Below are 21,869 nucleotides of genomic sequence, written 5' to 3' on the forward strand. Positions count from 1 at the left end.
GCGATTTCAAGTTTTTCATGCGCCCCTGGGGCCGTTCCCGAAGCTCCGTAGGGTTGGGCCCGATCGATGAGCCTACCCAATCGAGGTGAATGGCAATGGCCGATCAGAATGGTCCCCATGTGCCGCTGACGGCCGCCCAGTCCGGAATGTGGCTCGCCCAGCAGGTGAATCCGGACAACCCGATGTACAGCATCGCCGAATGCGTCGAGATATCCGGTCCGGTCGACACCGTGCTGTTCGAGGCCGCGCTGCGGCGCACCGTGGACGAGGCCGACACCCTGCGGCTGCGGTTCGTGCCCGGTGCCGAGGGTCCGCGCCAGATCGTCCAGGAGGCCGTGGACTGGCCGCTGCACACGCTCGATGTGAGCGGCGCTGCCGATCCCTCCGCGGAGGCGGAGGCGTGGATGCTCGCGCGGGTGGCGGCCCCGGTGGATCTCTCCGCGGGGCCGCTGTTCACGTTCGGGCTGATCACCCTGGCCGAGGACCGGTACACCTGGTTCAGCCGGGTGCACCACGCCATCGTGGACGGCTACAGCTGGTCGCTGATCGTGGCCCGGGTCGCCGAGGTGTACACCGCGCTGGTGGCCGGGGACGAGCCGTCGCCCGACCGGTTCGGGTCGGTGCGTGAGCTGGTGGCCCAGGACCTGGCCTACCGGGAGTCCGAACGGTTCGCCGAGGACCGGGAGTTCTGGACCGGCCGACTGGCGGGTCTCGGCGAGCCGGTCAGCCTGGCGCCGCGGCCGGACCGGGTGCCCACCGACCATGTGCGGCTGGCCGGGGAGGTGCCCGCCAAGACCGCCGACGGCCTGCGCGCGCTGGGCCGGGAGACCGGGGTGAGCTGGCCGGCCGTGACGGTCGCCGCCATCGCCGCCTATCTGCACCGGCTCACCGGCGCCACCGATGTGGTGCTGGGCCTTGCCGTGGCCGCCCGCCCCGACCCGGCCGCCCGGAGGACCCCCGGGATGGTCTCCAACGCGCTGCCGCTGCGGACCGAGGTCGGCCCGGACACCACCGTGGCCGCGCTGCTCACTTCGGTCAGCCGCGAACTCCACCAGGTGCTGCGCCATCAGCGCTACCGCTACGAGGACGTGCACCGCGATCTGCGCCGGGTGGGGACGCGCAAGCGGCTGTGGGGCCCGGAGATCAACCTCATCATGTACGGCACCCCGCTGACCTTCGCGGGCCGCCCCTCGACCGTGCGCGGCTTCTCCATCGGCCCGGAGGAGGATCTGTCGCTGGTGGTCGACAACCGGGAGCCGGGCGACGGCTTCCTCGTCGACTTCCACGCCAACGCCGATCTGTACGACCACGACGCGGTCGCGGACCACCGGCAGCGGCTGGTGGACTTCCTCGCCACCCTGGCCGACGCCGCGCCCGGGGACACCGTCGGCGCACTCGAACTGCCGCTGCCCGAGGGCTGGATCGCGCCGGTGGCCGCGTCCGCCCCGGCGCCCGCCGAGGAGGCCGTACGGGCGCCGTACCGCGCCCCGCGCACCCCGCGCGAACGGACCCTGTGCGCCCTGGTCGCCGAGGTGCTGAAGGCCGAACGCATCGGCCTGGACGACGACTTCTTCGAACGCGGCGGCCATTCGCTCTCCGCCATCCGGCTGCTCGGCCGGATCCGCGAGACCCTGGGCGCCGAGCTGTCGGTGCGCACCGTCTTCGAGGCGCCGACCGTGGCCCGGCTGGTGACCCGGATCGAGGGTGCCGACGGCGCCCGTACCGCCCTGGCGCCGATGGCGCGCCCCGCCGAGCTTCCGCTGTCGCTCACCCAGCAGCGGCTGTGGTTCATGAACCGGCTCCAAGCTCCCACCGGCGCCTACAACATGGGGCTCGCGCTGCGGCTGTCCGGGCGGCTGGACCGGCCGGCGCTGGGGCGGGCGCTGTCCGATGTGCTGGCCCGCCACGAGAGCCTGCGCACCTGTTTCCCGGACACCGACGGGCGCCCGCGGCAGCACGTCCTCAGCCCCGCCGAGGCGGATGCCCGGGTGGTGCTGTCGGTCACCGAGGTGACCGAGGACGCGCTCGACGCCACCGTGGCCGCCGTGGTGGCCGAGGGCTTCGACCTGGCGGCCGGACCGCCGGTACGGCCCCGGCTGCTGGTGCTCGGCCCCGAGGAGCACGTACTGCTGGTGGTGCTGCACCACATCGTCGCCGACGGGCTCTCGCTCGCCCCGCTCGCCCGCGATCTGGGCCGGGCGTACACCGCGCGGGCGGCGGGCGCCGCACCCGATCTCCCGCCGCTCGCGGTCCAGTACGCCGACTACACCCTGTGGCAGCACACCGTGCTCGGCAGCGAGGACAGCACCGACAGCGCCGACAGCCCGCTCGGCCGCCAGCTCGCGTACTGGAAGCGGACCCTGGAGGGGCTGCCGGAGGAGCTGTCGCTGCCGGCCGACCGGCCCCGGCCGCCGGGCTTGAGCCAGCGCGGGGACATCGTGCGGTTCGCCGTCGGCGCCGGACTCCGGACCCGGCTCGCGGAGCTCGCCCGCGCCCACGGCGCCAGTCTGTTCATGGTCTTCCAGAGCGCGGTGGCCGTGCTGCTGAACAAGCTGGGCGCGGGCGAGGACATCCCGCTGGGCAGCGCGGTGGCCGGGCGCACCGATCCGGCGCTGGACGATCTCATCGGCTGCTTCGTGAACACCGTGGTGTTCCGCAACGACCTCACCGGCGACCCGAGCTTCGCCGAACTCCTCGGCCGTTCCCGGGAGATGGCGCTCGCCGCCCACGCCCATCAGGACGTGCCGTTCGAGCGGCTGGTGGAGGCGCTCAACCCGGAGCGCTCCCTGTCCCGGAACCCGCTGTTCCAGGTGATGATGGATGTGCAGACGCCGTCCGAATCCACCCTGGAACTCCCGGGGCTGACCGCCACCCCGCAGCAGGTCGACCCCGGAGTCACCAAGATCGACCTGCTGTTCGGCCTGGACGAACGGGCCGCCGACCAGGGCGCCGCCACCGGGATCGACGGACGGCTGGAGTACGCCACCGATCTGTTCGACCGCGACACCGTCGAGCGGATGGCCGACCGGTTCGTACGGCTGCTGGACGCGGTGACCGCCGACCCCGACCGCCCGCTCAGCGCCATCGGACTGCTCACCGCCGCCGAGCGCGAACGGCTGCTGTACGGCGTCAACCAGGCGCCCACCGTGACGCCCCGCGCGCTGCTCCCCGAGCTGTTCCAGACGCAGGCCGCCCGCACCCCGGACGCGCCCGCCCTGACCGAGGGCGCGCTGACGTATCGCTACGCCGAGCTGAACGTACGCGCCAACCGGCTGGCCCACGAGCTGATCGCGCGCGGCGCCGGACCCGAGCGGCTGGTGGGCGTGGTGCTGCCGCGCTCGGCCGATCTGGTGGTGGCGCTGCTCGCGGTGGTCAAGTCGGGCGCCGCGTACGTCCCGGTGGACCCCGACTACCCGGCCGAGCGCATCGCCTTCATGCTCGCGGACGCGGATCCGGCGCTGGTGCTCACCGCCCCCTCCGCCGCCGGAGCCGTACCCGACGGGCTGCCGGTGCTCGACATCACGCGCGCCGCGGGCACGGTGGAGCGGGACCCGACCGACACCGACCGCCGCGCCCCGCTGGCCGCCGACCACCCCGCGTACGTCATCTACACCTCCGGCTCCACCGGCCGCCCCAAGGGCGTGGTGGTGGCCCACCGCTCGGTGGCGGTGTACCTCGGCTACGCGCGCGAGCGGTACCCGTCGGTGGCGGAGAGCGCGCTGCTGCACTCACCGGTCTCCTTCGACCTGACCGTCACCGCGCTCTACGCGCCGCTGATCAGCGGCGGTTGTGTGCGGGTCGGCGCGCTGGAGGGGCCGGGCGACGGTGCGCCCCGGCCCGGCTTCCTCAAGGCCACCCCGTCCCACCTGGGGCTGCTCGGAGTGCTTCCCGAGGAGTTCTCGCCCACCGGTGAACTGGTCGTCGGCGGCGAGATGCTGCTCGGCGAGGTGGTGGCGCGGTGGCGGGAGCAGCGGCCCGGCGCCACCGTCGTCAACGAGTACGGACCCACCGAGGCCACCGTCGGCTGTGTCGAGCACCGCATCGGTCCCGAGGAGGAGATACCCGCCGGACCGGTGCCGATCGGCCGCCCGATGTGGAACTCGGCGGTCTATGTGCTGGACGGGGCGCTGCGGCCGGTGCCGCCCGGGGTGCCCGGCGAGCTGTACATCGCGGGCGGCCAGCTCGCCCGCGGCTATCTGGGCCGGCCGGGGCTGACCGCCGAACGGTTCGTCGCCGACCCGTACGGCGCCCCCGGCGCCCGGATGTACCGCTCCGGCGATCTGGCCCGCAGGCGGCCGGACGGCGTGCTGGACTACCTCGGCCGCGTCGACGACCAGGTGAAGCTGCGCGGCTTCCGGATCGAACTCGGCGAGGTCGAGGCGGTGCTGCGGCGCCACCCGGGAGTGGCGCGGGCCGCGGTGGTGGTCCGCGAGGACCAGCCGGGGCTGCGCAGGCTCGTCGGCTACACGGTGCCCGAACCGGGCGCGGCGGTGGACGGGACGGCCCTGCGCGCCCACACCGCCGGGCTGCTGCCCGACTACATGGTGCCCAGCGCGTTCGTCGCCCTGCCGGAGCTGCCGCTCACCCCCAACGGCAAGCTGGACGCGCGGGCGCTGCCCGCCCCGGACACCGGAGCCTTCGGCCCCGACGGCGCTGACACGGAGCACCGGGCGCCGCGCGACGCCCGGGAGGAAGCGCTCGCCGGGCTGTTCGCCGAGGTGCTGGGCGTGGCGCGGGTCGGCCTCGACGACTCCTTCTTCGAGCTGGGCGGCGACAGCATCGTCTCCATCCAGCTCGTCGCCCGCGCCCGCCGGATGGGCCTGGACCTCGCCCCCAAGGACGTCTTCGAGCACAAGACGGTGGCCCGGATCGCCGCCGCGCTGCCGGCGGCCGGACCCGCCGCGGCCACCGCGTTGGAGGCGGCCGTGAGCGCCACCGGCGACCTCCCGGCCACCCCGGTGATGCGCTGGCTGGAGGAACGCGGCGGCCCCGGCGGCCCGTTCGCCGCCTTCCACCAGACCACCCTGACCCGGGTGCCGCCCGGCGCGGGCCACGACGACCGGTTCACCACCGCCCTCGCGGCCGTCCTGGACCACCACGACGCGCTGCGGATGCGCGCCCGGCGCGACGGGCGCGGCTGGACGTACCGGATCGCCGAACGCGGCGCCGTGGCCGCGCGCGACCTGGTCCGGCGGATCGACATGACCGGTCAGGACCCGGACGCGGTACGCGCCACCGTGGCCGAACAGGCCCGCGCGGCCTGGCGGCGGCTCGACCCGGAGGCCGGGGTGATGGCCCAGCTCGTCTGGTGCGACGCCGGGCCCGGTGCCCCCGGACGGCTGCTGTTCGCCGTCCACCACCTCGCGGTGGACGGGGTGTCCTGGCAGATCCTGCTCGAGGACCTGCGCACCGCCTGGGAGGCGGCGGGCGAGGGCCGTGCGCCCCAACTGCCGCCCGTCGGCACCCCGCTGCGCCACTGGGCCACCGCCCTGCGCGCACGCGCCACCGACGCCGTCCGCGCGGCCGAGAGCGGGATCTGGGCCGGGATCCTGCGGCAGCCCGCCCCCGGACTGGTGGACACCCCGCTCGACCCGGCCACCGACACCGCCGGAGCCGCCCGGCGGCTGACCATGACCCTGCCCGCCGACCGCACCGAGCCACTGCTGACCAGCGTGCCGGCCGCCCTCCGCGCCACCGTGCACGAGGTGCTGGTCACCGCCTTCGCCCTCGCCGTCGCCGACTGGCGGGCGCGGCGCGGGGCGCCCGGCGGCCCCGGCGCCCTGATCGACCTGGAGGGCCACGGCCGCCAGGACCTCGGCGACGGCCTCGACCTGTCCCGTACCGTCGGCTGGTTCACCGATGTCCACCCCGCCCGGCTCGACCCGGGCGTGGCCGACGGCGACTGGGCCGGACTGTGGTCCGGCGGCGCGGCGGCCGGTGCGGCGCTGCGCACCGTCAAGGAGCAGCTGCGCGCCCTGCCCGGCGAGGGCATCGGCTACGGGCTGCTGCGCCGTCTCGACCCCGCCGCGGGCGCCCGGCTCGCCGGACTCGCCACCCCGCAGCTGCTCTTCAACTACCTGGGCCGCGCCGACGCGCCCGGATCCGGTGCGGCGGGCCACTGGAGCCCCGCCGCCGAGTCCGACGCCGTGCTCGGCGACGGCGACCCGCGTCAGCCCCTGTCGCACGTGGTGGAGCTGAACGCGGTGGCCCACCGGCATCCGGACGGCCACCGGCTGCTGGCCTCCTGGACCTGGCCGGGACGGCTGCTGTCCGACGCCGACATGCGTGAGCTGGCCGACGGCTGGTTCCGGGCCCTGCGCGCGCTGGCCGACCACGCCGAGCGGCCGGAGGCGGGCGGCTACGCGCCGTCGGACCTGGCGCTGGTGGAGCTATCCCAAGACGAGATCGACGGCCTGGAAGCCGAGTGGAGGACGCTGCAATGACGAAGTCGGGCCCCGAGGACATCCTTCCCCTGTCGCCCCTTCAGGAGGGGCTGCTCTTCCATGCGCTGTACGACGAGAAGGGCCACGACGTCTACACCGTGCAGGTGGTGCTGGACCTCGGCGGGGCGCTGGAGGTGGCCGCGCTGCGGGAGAGCGCCGCGGCCCTGCTGCGCCGCCACGCCAATCTGCGCGTCGGCTTCCTGCACCCCAAACAGAGCCGTCCGGTGCAGGTGGTCTCCCGCGAGGTGGAGCTGCCGTGGGCGGAGGCCGACCTCGGCGGGCTCGGCGCGGAGAAGCGCGCCGCGGAGCTGGAGCGGTTGCAGAACGCCGAGAAGGCCCACGGCTTCGATCTGTCCCGGCCGCCGCTGATGCGGTTCCTGCTGGTGCGGCTCGGCGAGGGTGCGTACCGCTTCCTGTGCACCTTCCACCACATCCTGCTGGACGGCTGGTCCACCTCGGTGCTGCTGGGCGAGCTGTTCGAGCTCTACGGCCGCGGGGGCGACACCGCCGCGCTGCCCGCGGTCACCCCGTTCCGCACCCATCTGGCGTGGCTGGCAGGACAGGACGGCACCCGCGCCGAGAAGGTGTGGAAGCAGGCCCTGGAGGGCATCGACGCGCCCACCCGGCTGGCCCCGGCCGACCCGGGGCGCGCGGTCGTCCACCCCGAACAGCTCGCGCTGGAGCTGACGGAGGCGGAGACCGAGGCGCTGTCGGCCCGGCTGCGCGGCCGTGACCTCACCTTCTCCACCGCCGTGCACGGCGCCTGGGCGCTGCTGCTGGCCGCCCTGACCGGCCGGGACGACGTCACCTTCGGCACGGTCGTCTCCGGCCGTCCGCCGGAGGTCGCGGGCGTGGAGCGGATGGTCGGCATGCTGATCAACACGCTGCCGGTACGGATGCGGATCACCCCGGGCACCCCGCTGGCCGACGCCCTCGCCGGGCTCCAGCGCGAACACATGGAGCTGATGCCGTTCCAGCACCTGGGGATGAGCGAGATCCACCGGCTGGCCGGACACAGCGAACTGTTCGACACCTATGTGGCGTTCGAGAACTTCCCCTTCGACCTGGAGTCGCTGCGCGCGCTCGCGGGCGAGCTGCGGATCGACGGTTTCGACGTCCTGGACGCCAACCACTATCCGCTGTGCCTGGTGGCGCATGTCTTCGAGGGACGGCTGCGGCTGGTGCTCAACTACCGGCCCGACCTCTTCGCACGGGCCGATGTGGCGGTCGCGGGCGAGCGGCTGGTCCGCATCCTGCGCACGCTGATCGACGAGCCGGACCGTCCGGCCGGGCGGATCGCGCTGCTGTCCGAGGACGAGCGGCGGGAGCTCGGTGGCGGACGCACCACGGGCCGTGCGGTGGAACCGGTGACCTTCTGTGAGCTGTTCGCGGCGCAGGTGGGGCGGTCGCCGGACGCGGTGGCGGTGGAGTCGGCGGATGTGGCGTTGTCGTACGCGGGGTTGGCGGCGCGGGCGGACGCGTTGGCGGGTCGGCTGTCGGCGGCGGGGGTGGGGCCGGAGGATGTGGTGGCCCTGGTGCTGGGGCGTTCGGTGGAGTCGGTGGTGGCTTCGCTCGCGGTGATGCGGGCGGGGGCGGCGTATCTGCCGGTGGATCCGGACTATCCGGCGGAGCGGGTGGCGTTCATGCTGGACGATGCCCGTCCGGTGGTGGTGCTGACCACGGAGGCGTACGCGGAGGTGGTGCCCGGGGGCCGGGCCGTGCTGATGGTCGACGGCACCGAGGCATCATCGGCCGCGCCCGTGCCGGTCCCCGTCGCGCTCGACGGTCCGGCGTATGTGATCTACACGTCCGGTTCCACCGGTGTGCCGAAGGGTGTGGTGGTCTCCCACCGTGGCATCGCGGCGTTCGCGGCGGCCGAGCGGGAGCGGTTCGCGGTGTCGGCGGACAGTCGGGTGTTGCAGTTCTCCTCGCCCAGTTTCGATGCCTCGGTGCTGGAACTGTGCATGACGCTGACGTCCGGTGCCACGCTGGTCGTTCCGGCCCCTGGACCGCTGGCGGGGGAACCGCTCGCCGAGGTGATCTCCGGCCGATGGGTGACCCATGCCCTGATCCCGCCCGCCGCGCTGGCGAGTGTCCCCGCCGGGTCGCTGCCGGACTTCCGCTGTCTGGTCGTGGGCGGGGAGGCGTGCCCGGCGGAGCTGGTGGAGCGCTGGGCGCCGGGCCGCCGGATGGTGAACGCCTACGGTCCGACCGAGTCCACCGTCGCCGTGTCGATGAGCGAGCCGCTGACCGCGGGGACCGGAACGCCCCCGATCGGCACCCCGGTGCCCGGGACCCGGGCGTATGTGCTGGACGGTTCGCTGCGGCTGGCCCCGCCCGGAGTGGCCGGTGAACTGTATGTGGCGGGGCCGGGGTTGGCGCGTGGCTATCTGCGGCGTGCGGCGCTGACGGCCGAGCGGTTCACCGCCGATCCCTACGGTCCGCCCGGGTCGCGGATGTACCGCACCGGGGATGTGGTGCGCCGGCGGGCCGACGGCCAGCTGGAGTTCGTCGGGCGCGCCGACGACCAGGTGAAGATCCGCGGCTTCCGGATCGAACTCGGCGAGATCGAGGCGGTGCTCGCCCGCCACGAGGAGCTGGACGGCGCCGCCGTGGTCGTCCACGAGTCCCAGCCGGGCGTACGGCAGCTCGTGGCGTACGTCGTGCCCGCGCCGGGCCGTACCCCCGGGGCCGAGGCGCTGCGCGACCATGTCGCCGGGCTGCTGCCCGCGTACATGGTCCCGGCGCTGTTCATCCCGCTGGCCGCGCTGCCGCTCATGGTCAACGGCAAGCTGGACCGCAAGGCCCTGCCCGCCCCCGACCTCGGCTCGGACGACACCGGCCGGGAACCGGCCACCGACCGCGAGAAGCTGCTGTGCGCGCTCTTCGCCGAGGTGCTGGGGGTGGAGAAGGTCGGCGCCGACCAGTCCTTCTTCGAGCTGGGCGGCGACAGCATCGGCTCGATCCAGCTGATCAGCCGGGCGCGCAAGGCCGGGCTGCGGTTCAGCCCCCGCGACGTCTTCAGCCACAAGACGGTCGAGGCGCTGGCCCGGGTCGCCACCGAGGGCAAGGCGCCCGCGCGGCGCACCGCGCCCTCGGACGGGATCGGCGGGGTGCCGCTCACCCCGATCATCCACTGGTTCAGCGAACACGGCGGCCCGGTCGACGAGTTCAACCAGTCCATGCCCGTCCCGGTGCCGGCCGGTCTCGACGCCGAGCGCGTCGGCCAGGTGCTCCAGACCCTGCTGGACCACCACGACGCGCTGCGGCTGCGGCTGCACCGGATCGAGGACATCGGCGAGTGGACCCTCGAGGTCGCCCCGCGCGGTGCGGTGCGCGCCGAGGACTGTCTGCGCCGGGTGGACACCGCCGGTCTCGGCGCAGACGCCCTGCCGGCGCTGACCGCCGAGGAGTTCGGCGCGGCGCAGGCCCGGCTGGCACCCGGCGAGGGCCGGATGGTGCAGGCCGTGTGGTGCGACGCGGGCCCGGCCGAGCCGGGGCGGCTGCTGCTGGTGATCCACCACTTGGCCGTGGACGGCGTTTCCTGGCGCATTCTGCTGCCCGAACTGACCGCCGCCCTGGAGGCCGCCGCCGCGGGCCGCCGCTTCGTCCCGGAGCCGGTGGGCACCTCGTTCCGCGCTTGGGCGCGGGCGCTGACGGCCGCCGCCTCCGAACCGGAGCGGATGCGTGAGATGCCGCTGTGGCGCGAGGTGCTGGGCGGCGGTGATCCGGCGCTGACCGCACGCCCGCTGGACCCGGCCCGGGACACCCTCGCCACCGCCGGACACCTCACCCTGCGGCTGCCCGCCGAGGTGACCGAACCGCTGCTGGGCCGGGTGCCGGCCGCGTTCCGCGCCGAGGTCAACGACGTACTGCTGACCGCGCTGGCGCTGGCCGTGGCCGACTGGCGGCGCCGCCACGGACGCGGTGACACTTCCTCGGTGCTGGTCGGCCTCGAGGGCCACGGCCGGGAGGAGATCGTGCCGGGCGTCGATCTGTCCCGTACGGTCGGCTGGTTCACCAGCCTCTATCCGGTGCGTCTCGACCCGGGGTCGCTGTCCCGCGAGCAGAGGGCGGCGGCGGGCCCGGAGCTGGCCGGGGCGCTGAAGCGGGTCAAGGAGCAGCTGCGGGCGGTTCCGGACCACGGGATCGGCTACGGACTGCTGCGCTATCTCAACCCGCGCACCGCCGTGACCCTGGCGAAGTACGCCGAACCGCAGATCGGCTTCAACTACCTCGGCCGGATCGGCACCGCCGACGGCGCGGACGGTTCCGGGGACGGCCTCGGCGGTGGCGCCGGCGCGGCCACCCCGCTGCCGTACGCGCTCACCGTCAACGCCGTCACCGAGACCCACCCCGACGGCCCCCGGCTGTCGGCCACCTGGACCTGGCCGGGCGAACTGCTCACCGAGGACGAGGTGGCGGAGGTGGCGCGGGCGTGGTTCGACGCGCTTCAGGCGCTGGTCGCGCACGCCGACCGGCCCGGTGGCGGTGGGCTCAGCCCGTCGGACCTGCCGCTGGTCGAGCTGGACCAGGAGGAGATCGACCGGCTCGCCGCCGCCCAGCCCGGCCTCGCCGATGTGCTGCCGCTCTCCCCGCTCCAGGAGGGGCTGCTCTTCCACACCGCGTACGACCAGGACGCCGAGGACGTCTACATCACCCGGCTCGCCGTCGATGTGACCGGCCGCCTGGACACCGGTGCGCTGCGCGCCGCGGTGAGCGGACTGCTGCGCCGCCATGACACCCTGCGCGCCGGTTTCCACCGCACCGCCGACGGACGGCCGCTCCAGCTGATCCCGCACGAGGCCGCACTGCCCTGGAACGAAATCGACCTGAGCGGGCTCGGCGAGGACGAACGCACCGCCGAACTGGACCGGCTGCTGCACGCCGAGCGGGCCCACCGCTTCGACCCGGAGCTGCCGCCACTGCTGCGCTTCACCCTGATCCGGCTGGCCGAGGACGCCCACCGGCTGCTGTTCGCCGCCCACCATCTGCTGCTGGACGGCTGGTCGGCACCGGTGCTGGCGGGTGAGCTGTTCGCGCTGTACGGAAGCGGGGGCGAGGACACGGTGCTGCCGCCGGTCGTCCCGTACCGCGACTATCTGGCCTGGCTGGCTCGGCAGGACCGGGGCGCCGCCGAGGACGCCTGGCGTACCGCGCTGGCCGGGGTGGACGGGCCGACGCTGGTGGCGCCGGACGCCACGGGCCGGGCGGCGGTGCTGCCGGGACGGATCACCGATGAGCTGCCCGCGGAGCTGACCGCCGCGCTGGGCGCGCTCGCCCGCCGCCACGGGCTGACCATGAACGCGGTGGTGCAGGGCGCCTGGGGGCTGGTGCTGGCCGGGCTGACCGGCCGGGACGATGTGCTGTTCGGCGAGACCGTCTCGGGCCGTCCGCCGGAGCTGCCGGGCGTGGAGTCCATGGTGGGGCTGTTCAGCAACACGGTGCCGGTGCGGGTGCGGGTCGACCCGGCCGCCTCGCTGCTGGACACCCTGGTGCGGGTCCAGGAGGGGCGGGTCGGACTGCTGGCCCACCACTACCTGGGTCTTGCCGACCTCCAGCGGCTGACCGGCCTCGGCACGCTGTTCGACACCGCCGTCGTCTTCGAGAACTATCCCTCAAACGGCGCGGACGGCGCGGACGGCGCCGGAGGACCGGTGCACGGGCTGACCCTGACCGAGGTCGACACCAAGGGCGACAACCACTATCCGCTGGGCGTGGTGGTGATGCGGGACGAGCGCCGGATGGCGCTGCACTGGTACCACCGTCCCGATCTGATCGAGGCGGACACCGCCACCGCCATCACCGTGCGGATGCGGCGGCTGCTGGAGACGATCGCCGCCACCCCCGAACTGCCCGTCGGCCGCGTCGATCTGCTCGGTGAGGAGGAGCGGGCCCGGCTGGAGTCCCAGTGGGCCGGTCCTGAACTCCCGGCCTCCGACCGGACGCTGCCGGAGCTGTTCGAGGCGCAGGTGTCCCGTACCCCGGACGCGCCCGCGCTCTTCCACGACGGCACCGAGCTGTCGTACGCCGAGGTCGAGACGCGCGCCAACCGGCTCGCCCGGCTGCTGGCCGAGCGCGGGGCCGGACCCGAGCGGCTGGTGGCGGTGGCGATGGAGCGCTCCGCCGAACTGGTCGTCGCGCTGCTGGCGGTGGTGAAGTCCGGGGCCGCGTACGTCCCGGTGGACCCGGCGTACCCGGCCGAGCGGATCGGCTCCATGCTGGCCGACAGCGCCCCGGTGCTGCTGGTGACCACCGCGGAGCTCGCCGCCGGACTGCCCGGCGACGACGTGGCGCGGGTGGTGGTGGACGACGCGGACACGGCCGCCGCCCTCGCCGCGCTGCCGTCCGGTGGGCTGACCGACGACGACCGGGCCGCGCCGCTGACGCCGGACCACCCCGCGTACGTCATCTACACCTCGGGATCGACCGGGCGCCCCAAGGGTGTGGTGGTCGCGCACCGTTCGGTCGCCGACTATCTGGCCTGGACCGCGCGTACCTATCCGGGCGCGGCCGGGGCGGCGCTGCTGCACTCGCCGGTCTCCTTCGACCTCACCGTCACCGCCCTGTTCACCCCGCTGGTGACCGGTGGCGCGGTGCTCGTCGGGGCGCTGGAGGAGAACGACCCGGTGGCGGCCCGGCTCGCCGCCACCCCGGTGACGTTCATGAAGGCCACCCCCAGCCATCTGCCGCTGCTGGGCGCGCTGCCCGACGGCTTCTCACCCGCCCAGGAGCTGCTGCTCGGCGGGGAGGCGCTGGTCGGGGAGGCGCTGGCGGAGTGGCGGGCGCGCCATCCGGCGGCCACCGTGTGGAACGTGTACGGGCCCACCGAGGCCACCGTGAACTGCACCGAGTACCGCATCGCCCCGGGTGCCGAACTGCCCGGCGGTCCGGTGCCGATGGGCCGTCCGCAGGGCAATGTGCGGGCGTACGTCCTGGACGCGGCGCTGCGGCCGGTGCCCGCCGGGGTGGTGGGCGAGCTGTACATCGCCGGGACCGCGCTGGCCCGCGGATACCTGGGCCGGCCCGCGCTGACCGCCGAGCGGTTCACCGCCGACCCGTACGGCCCGGCCGGGACCCGGATGTACCGCACCGGCGATCTGGCGCGCCGACGGGCCGACGGGAACCTGGTGTTCGCCGGGCGCGCCGACGACCAGGTGAAGCTGCACGGCCACCGGATCGAACCGGGCGAGGTGGCCGCGGCCGTCGCCGCCCACCCGGACGTGGCCGCGCAGGCCGTGGTGGTCCGCGAGGACCGGCCCGGCACCCGGCGTCTGATCGCCTACGCCACCGCCCGCCCGGGGCGGACCCTGGACGGTGCGGCGGTGCGCGAGCGGATGGCCGGGGCGCTGCCCGCGTACCTGGTCCCGGACGCGGTCGTGGTGCTGGACGCGCTGCCGCTGACCGCGCACGGCAAGCTGGACCGCGCGGCGCTGCCGGAGCCGGAGTTCCGCTCCGGGACGGCGGCCGCGCGGACGCCGCGCACCCCGCAGGAGGAGATCCTGTGCGGGCTGTTCGCACGGGTCCTGGAGATCCCCGAGGCCGGGGTGGAGGACGACTTCTTCGCGCTCGGCGGCAACTCGCTCAGCGCCGTGCGGCTGCTGAGCCGGGTCCGGTCCGCCTTCGGCGCCGAGGTCGACGTGCGGGCGGTGTTCGAGGCCCCCACCGCGCGGCTGCTCGCCCGGCGGCTGGCGGACGCGGGCGGTGCCCGCCCGGCGCTCGTCCCGGCCGCCCGGCCCGATGAGATCCCGCTGTCCTTCGCGCAGTCGCGGCTGTGGTTCCTCGGCCGGCTGCACGGGCCGAGCGGCACCTACAACGTGCCGATCGCGATCCGGCTGCGCGGCACCCTGGACCGGGACGCGCTGCGCGCGGCGCTCGGCGATGTGCTCGCCCGCCACGAGAGCCTGCGGACGGTCTTCCACGACACCCAGGGGCGGCCCCGCCAGCACATCCTGGCCCCGGAGGAGATCACCGTCCCGCTGGAGACGGCCGACACCTCGGCCACCGGTCTCGCGGAGGCGCTGCGCGGGGCCGCCGCGCGCGGCTTCGACCTGGCGGCCGAACTTCCCCTGCGGGCCCATCTGTTCAGGGTGGCCGAGGACGAACACGTACTGCTGCTGACCGTCCACCACATCGCGAGCGACGGCTGGTCCAACGCGCCGCTGGCCCGCGATCTGTCCACCGCCTACGCCGCCCGGGTCCAGGGCCGCACCCCGGACCTCGCCCCGCTGCCCGTCCAGTACGCCGACTACACCCTGTGGCAGCGGACCGTGCTGGGCAGCGAGGACGACCCGGACAGCCTGATCTCCCGGCAGCTGGACTTCTGGGCGGACGCGCTCGACGGCGCCCCCGCCGAACTGCCGCTGCCCACCGACCGGCCGCGCCCGGCCGAACCCGGCCACGAGGGCGGCACGGTGGAGTTCGGCTACGACCCCGACCTGCACGCACGCCTCGTCGAGCTGGCCCGGGAACACCAGGTCAGCCTGTTCATGGTGGTGCAGGCCGGACTCGCCGTCCTGCTGCACCGGCTGGGCGCCGGGGACGACATCCCCATCGGCACGGCCGTGGCCGGACGCGCCGACGAGGCGCTGGAGGACCTCGTCGGGTTCTTCGTCAACACCCTGGTGCTGCGCACCGATCTCAGCGGCGACCCGGACTTCGGCGAGCTGCTGGGCCGGGTGCGGGCCGCGGACCTGGCGGCCTACGCCCACCAGGACGTGCCGTTCGAGCGGCTGGTCGACGCGCTCGGAACGGACCGGACGCGTGCGCACAGCCCGCTGTTCCAGGTGTTCCTGGCGTTCCAGAACAACGCGGCCCCGCGGCTGGAGCTGCCCGGTCTCACCGCCTCCCCGGCCGATTTCGCCCTGACGTCGGCCAAGGCCGACCTCGGTGTGGAGCTGGGCGAGGTGTTCGACGCGGACGGCGCGCCCGCCGGGCTGCGCGGGCAGATCACCTATCGCACCGAGCTGTTCGACCACACCACCGTGGAGGCGCTGGCGGCGCGGTTCCGCGCCGTGCTGGCCGCCGTCGCCGGGGATCCGCACCAGCCCGTGGGCCGGGTGGAGCTGCTCGGCGGCGAGGACCGGCGGCGGGTGCTCGTCGAGTGGAACGACACCGCGCGGGAGGCCGGACCGGCCACGTTCCCGGACCTGTTCGCGGCGCAGGCCGCCCGTACCCCCGACCGCACCGCCGTGGTCGCCGGTGCCCAGAGCCTGACGTACGCCGAGCTCAACGCCCGCGCCAACCGGTGGGCGCGGCTGCTGATCGCGCGGGGCGCGGGCCCCGAGCACCTGGTCGCGGTGGCCGTGCCCCGGTCGCCGGACTGGCTCGCGGTCACCCTGGGCGTGCTCAAGGCCGGGGCGGCGTATCTGCCGGTGGACCCCGGCTACCCGGACGAGCGGATCGCGTTCATCGCCCGCGACGCCCGGCCCGCGCTGGTCCTCACCACCGCGGCCGAGGCCGGGCGGATCGGCGCGGCCACCGGAGCGCCACCGCTGGTGGTCGACGGGGCGGAGACCGCTGCCGAGGCGGCCGCGGCCGCCACCGGCGATCCGGCGGACGCGGACCGGCTGCGGCCGCTGACCGTGGCCCACCCCGCGTACGTCATCTACACCTCCGGCTCCACCGGCCGCCCCAAGGGCGTGGTGGTCACCCACACCGGTATCGCGAGCATGGCCGGTGCCCACCGGGAGACCTTCGCCCTCGACGCCGACAGCCGGGTGCTGCAAGCCGTCTCGCCCAGTTTCGACGTCTCCATGGCCGACCTGGCGATGACGCTGCTCAGCGGGGCCGCGCTGGTGCTGCCCGAGGGCCACGGCGCACCCGTGGGGCCGGAGCTGGCCGCGCTCCTGCGCGACCAGGCCATCACCCACTTCCAGTTGACCGCGGGCGCGCTGGCCACCGTGCCCGACACCGAGCTGCCCTCCTTGCGCACCGTGGGCGTCGGCGGTGAGAGTTGCGCCCCGGACCAGGTGGCGCGATGGTCGGCCGGGCGACGGATGGTCAACGCCTACGGGCCCAGCGAGACCACCGTGGCGGCCACCATGAGCCGTCCGCTGACCGGGGCGGTGCGCGCGCCCATCGGCGGCCCGGTGTGGAACACCCGGGTCTACGTCCTGGACGACCGGCTGGCCCCGGTCCCGCCCGGGGTCGCGGGCGAGCTGTACATCGCCGGGGCCGGGCTGGCCCGTGGCTATCTCCACCGGCCGGTGCTGACCGCCGAGCGCTTCGTCGCCGACCCGTTCGGCGGGCCGGGCGAGCGGCTGTACCGCACCGGGGACGTCGTCCGCCACCGCCAGGACGGTCAGCTGGAGTTCGTCGGCCGCGCCGACGACCAGGTGAAGATCCGCGGCTTCCGGATCGAACTCGGCGAGATCGAGGCGGCGTTGGCCGCCCACCCCAAGGTGGACCGCGCCGCGGTGGCCGTACGCCCCGACGAGCACGGCCGCGACCGGCTCATCGGCTACGCCGTCGCCAAGGGCGGCAGGCCGCCCGGCCCGGAGGCGCTGCGTGCCCATCTGGCGGCGCGGCTGCCCGCCTACATGGTGCCCGCCGCCCTGGTGACACTGGACGAACTGCCGCTGACCGCCCACGGCAAGGTGGACCGCGCCGCGCTGCCCGAACCCGAGCTCGGGGCCGGGGGCGGCGGCCGGGAGCCGCGCGACGCCAAGGAACGGCTGCTGTGCGCGCTGATCGGCGAACTGCTCGGGGTGGAGCGGGTCGGTATCGACGACGGCTTCTTCGAGCTGGGCGGCGACAGCATCGTCTCCATCCAGCTCGTCAGCCGGGCGCTGGAAGCGGGCCTGGAGTTCACCGCCGCCGATGTGCTGCGCCACCGCACGGTCGAGGAGCTGGCCGCGGCGGCGGTGGCCGTCGGGGAGGCCGAGCGGACCGCCCCGGACACCGGAGTCGGCGAGATCCCGCTGACCCCGGCGCTGCATGTGCTGCGCACCGGCGCTCCGGCCGATCACCTCGGCCGCGACGCTCTGGTGGAGCGGGCGGTGCGCGGCGGGGACGGACCGGCCGCGGCGCTCCAGGCGCTGCTGGACCACCACGACACCCTGCGGCTGCGGCTCACCCGCCGGGTCGGGGACCACGTGTGGAGCCTGGAGACGCTGCCGCGCGGCGCGGTGTCCGCCGGTGATCTGCTCACCCGGGTCGACGCCCGCGAGCTGACCGGCGAACCCCTCGACGCCGCCGTACGGGAGGAGGCGGCCGCCGCCCGCGCCCGGCTCGCCCCGGAGAGCGGGGTGGTGGTCCGGGCCGTGTGGTTCGACGCCGGACCCGGTGCCGTCCACCGGCTGCTGCTGGTCGTCCACCAGCTCGCCGCCGACCCCGGCTCCTGGCCGGTGCTGCTGGGCGATCTGGACGAGGCGTGGCGGGCGGCGGACGAGGGCCGGACCCCGGCGTTCACCCCCGTGGCCACCAGCTTCCGCGCCTGGGCCGAGCGGCTGGCCGCCGAGGCCGCCGACCCGGCCCGGATCGAGGAAGTGGCGGTGTGGACCGGTGTGCTGGGTGCGGGGGACACCCCGCTGGGTGACCGGGCCCTGGACGCCTCCCGCGATCTCGCCGCCACCGCCCGCACCCTGGAGGTGACCCTGCCGGCCGGAGCCCTCACCGAGGTGGCGCGGCGGTTCACCACCGACCCCGACACGGTGCTGCTGACCGCGCTGGCCCTCGCGGTGGCCGAGTGGCGCGACCGCCACGGCCGTCCGGCCCCCGCCGGGCTGCTGCTCGACGTCGCGGCGGACGGCCGGACCCGCGCCCCGGCGGAACTGTCCGGCACCGTGGGCCCGTTCACCGCCACCCGCCCGGTCCGCCTCGACACCGGGGACGCCCCGGAGCCGGGTGCCGCGCTCAAGCGGATCAAGGAGCGGCTGGCCGCGGTGCCCGACCACGGGGTCGGCTACGGGCTGCTGCGCCATCTCAACCCGCAGACCGCCGCCGTGTTCGCCGGATTCGCCGCACCCCAGATCCGGGTCACCCCCGGCGCGGCCGTTCCCACCCCGCCCGGCGCCCCGGACACCCCGCTGCCGTACGCGCTCGACATCGAGTGGGCGGTCACCGGCGGCGGGGAGCCGACCGCCCGCTGGACCTGGGCGGGCGAGCTGCTGGCCGGGACGGACGTCCGGGAGCTGGCCGACGGCTGGCGGGCCGCCCTGGCCGCGCTGGCCTCGGGCACCGGCGCCGGTGGCCGCACCCCGTCCGACTTCCCGCTGGTCTCCCTGACCCAGGCGGAGGTGGACACCCTGGAGCGCGACCACCCGGATCTGGTGGAGGTACTGCCGCTGGCCCCGCTCCAGGAGGGGCTGCTCTTCCACTCCCTCTACAGCGACACCGAACTGGACGTCTACACCGTGCAGTTCGGGCTGGACCTGGAGGGGGAGCCCGACCCGGGCGCGCTGCGGGCGGCCGTGGCGGGCCTGCTGCGCCGCCATCCGAACCTGCGCGCCGGATTCGCCCACGACGGACTGGCCCAGCCGGTGCAGATCGTCCTGGCCGAGGGCGAACTGCCCTGGTCCGAACGGGATCTGAGCGCGGTGCCCGAGGAGGAGCGCGGCGCCGAACTGGCCCGGGTGATGGCCGGGGACCGCGCCCACCGCTTCGACCCGGCCCGGCCGCCGCTGTTGCGCTGCACCCTGGTGCGGCTGGCCACCGGCCGTCACCGGCTGGTGCTGACCTGGCACCATCTGCTGCTCGACGGCTGGTCCACCCCGGTGCTGCTGGACGAGCTGATGCGGCTGTACGCGGCGGAGGGCGACGGCTCGGGGCTGCCCCCGGCCCGCCCGTACCGCGACTACCTGCGCTGGCTCACCGACCGGGACCGGGAGGCCACCCGGGCCGCCTGGCGCCGGGAGCTGTCGGGTCTCGCCGGGCCCACCCTGCTGGCGCCCGCCGACCCGGACCGGCCGCCGGTGATGACGGAGAAGGTCTCCGCCAACATGCCGCGCGCGCTGGTGTCCGCGCTCACCGCCACCGCCCAGCGGCACGGGGTCACGATGAACACCGTCGTCCAGGCCGCGTGGGGGCTGCTGCTCAGCCGGATCACCGGCTCCGGGGACGTGGTCTTCGGCACCACGGTGGCCGGACGGCCGCCCCAGGTGGCGGGCGTCGAGCGGATGGTGGGGCTGTTCATCAACACCGTCCCGGTGCGGGTCCGGATCGATCCGGCCGAACCGCTGGAGGCGCTGCTGCGCCGGCTGTGGGAGCGGCAGACCGAGCTGATGCCGCATGAGCACATCCGGCTGGTGGAGCTGCGCCGCGAGACCGGCCACGGCGAACTCTTCGACACGTTGCTGGTGTTCCAGAACGTGCCCGCCGACGGCGCCGGGTTCGGCGGCGAGGACGACGGCCGGGTGCGCGCGGTGGACCTGGAGATGAACGACGCCACCCACTACCCGCTCACCCTGGACGCCGGTCTCGACGGCACCGAGCTGCACTGCCGACTCGGCTACCGCCCCGACCTGTTCACCGCCACCGAGATCGCCGGACTGATGGCCGCGCTGCGCGGGGTTCTGGCGGCCATGGCCGAGGCCCCCGGCAGCCCGGTCGGCGAGCTCGGCGACGACGCGCCCGCCCGCTGGTGGGCGTCGGTGCGCCCGGCGCTCGAAGCGCGCGCCCGCACCGGCGGCGACGACCCGGCCGGGGCCGGGGAGGGCACCGGCGGCTCCCGCGAGGAGCTGCTCACCACGCTCTTCCGCGAGGTGCTGGGCGTCGAGGAGGTCGGTCCCGACGATGACTTCTTCGAGCTGGGCGGCGACAGCATCGTCTCCATCCAGCTCGCCGGCAAGGCCCGTAAGGCCGGGCTGCTGATCAGTCTGCGGGAGGTGTTCCGGCACAAGACGGTACGGGCGCTGGCGCGGGTCGCCCGCGAGGAGACGGCCGCCGCCCCCGCCGAGGCCCCCGAGGACGCCCTCGGCGAACTGCCGCTCACCCCGGTGATGCTGGACCTGTACGAGCGCGGCGGGCCCACCGGCACCGTGCACCAGGCCAGTCTGGTCCAGGTGCCCGCGGACTGCTCGGAGAGCCTGCTCGCCGCCGCCCTCCAGGCCGTCCTGGACCACCACGACATGCTGCGGGCGAAGCTGCTGCCCGCGGGTGGCGGGGCCGGGCCGCGGCTGGAGGTCGCCCCCAAGGGCGCGGTGGAGGCCGCCCGGCTGATCAGCCGGGCGGACATCGCCGGGGTGGCGCCGTCCGCGCTGATCGAGCGGGTGGCGGCGGAACAGGTCCGGGTCCAGGGCGAACTGTCGCCGGAGGACGGGGAGCTGGTGCGGGCCGTGTGGTTCGACGCCGGACGCGACCGCCCGGGCCGGCTGCTGCTCGTCGTGCACCACCTGGCCGTCGACGGGGTGTCCTGGCGGGTCCTCCAGGAGGACCTGGAGGCCGCCTGGCAGTCGGTGACCGCCGGTGAGGACGTCCGGCTCGCGCCGGTGGGCACCTCCTTCCGCCGCTGGGCGCGGCTGCTGGCCGAGGAGGCCACGGCCGGGAAGCGCGGCGGAGAGCCGGAGCTGTGGCGTTCGGTGCTGGCCACCGACGATCCGGCGCTCGCGGACCGCCCGCTGGACCCGGCCCGCGATGTGGTGGGCAGCGCCCGCAGCTTCACCGTGACCCTGCCGGGCGAGGTGGCCGAACCGCTGCTCGGCCGGGTGCCCGCCGCCTTCAACGCCGGAGTGGACGACGTCCTGCTGACCGGCCTGGCGCTGGCCGTCGCCCGCCGGCGGCGGGAACGCGGCCGCGGCGAGGGCTCGGCGCTGCTGGTCGGACTGGAGGGCCACGGCCGCGAGGAGATCGCGGACGGCGTCGATCTGTCCCGTACGGTCGGCTGGTTCACCAGCCTGTACCCGGTCGCCGTCGACCCCGGACCGGTGTCCGAGGAGGAGCTGCGCACCGGGGGACCGGCCCTGGGCACCGCGCTGAAGGCGGTCAAGGAGCAGCTGCGCGCCCTGCCCGACAAGGGCCTCGGCTACGGGCTGCTGCGCCATCTGCACCCGGAGCACGGCCCGGAGCTGGCCGCGCTCGCCGCACCGCAGATCGGGTTCAACTACCTCGGCCGGTTCGCGGCCGTGGACCCCGAAGAGGTGCGCGCCGAGGACTGGGCGGCGCCCCCGGAGGCCGTCGAGACCCTGGGCTCCGGAGCCGATCCGGCCCTGCCCCTGGCCCACGCGATCGGCGTCAGCGCCGTCGCCCAGGACCGCCCCGACGGGGTGCGTCTGGTGGCCATCTGGTCCTGGCCGGGCGAACTGCTGGCGGAGGACGAGGTCCGCCGGGTGGCCGACTACTGGTTCGAGGCGCTGAGCGCCCTGGTCACGCACGCCGAACGCCCCGAGGCGGGCGGCTTCACCCCGTCCGACCTCTCCCTGCTGTCGCTGTCGCAGGACGAGATCGACGCGTTCGAGAGTGGGCTTTAGCTGATGAAAGGACACAGCG

2 protein-coding genes are annotated in these 21,869 nt (G+C 75.1%); both read left to right on the plus strand.

Annotated elements, in window-relative coordinates:
- Positions 1-95 precede the first annotated feature (95 nt).
- Entirely contained in the window at positions 96-6,443 is a 6,348-nt protein-coding gene (locus HUT19_RS22995; protein ID WP_176182269.1) for a non-ribosomal peptide synthetase, read from the plus strand.
- Complete coding sequence (locus tag HUT19_RS23000) at positions 6,440-21,850, plus strand: non-ribosomal peptide synthetase (protein ID WP_176182270.1); 15,411 nt, start codon at positions 6,440-6,442, stop codon at positions 21,848-21,850. The genes HUT19_RS22995 and HUT19_RS23000 overlap by 4 nt, the downstream gene beginning before the upstream one ends.
- Positions 21,851-21,869 lie beyond the last annotated feature (19 nt).

Origin of the sequence: Streptomyces sp. NA02950, from assembly GCF_013364155.1 — a bacterium.
Lineage (GTDB): Bacteria > Actinomycetota > Actinomycetes > Streptomycetales > Streptomycetaceae > Streptomyces.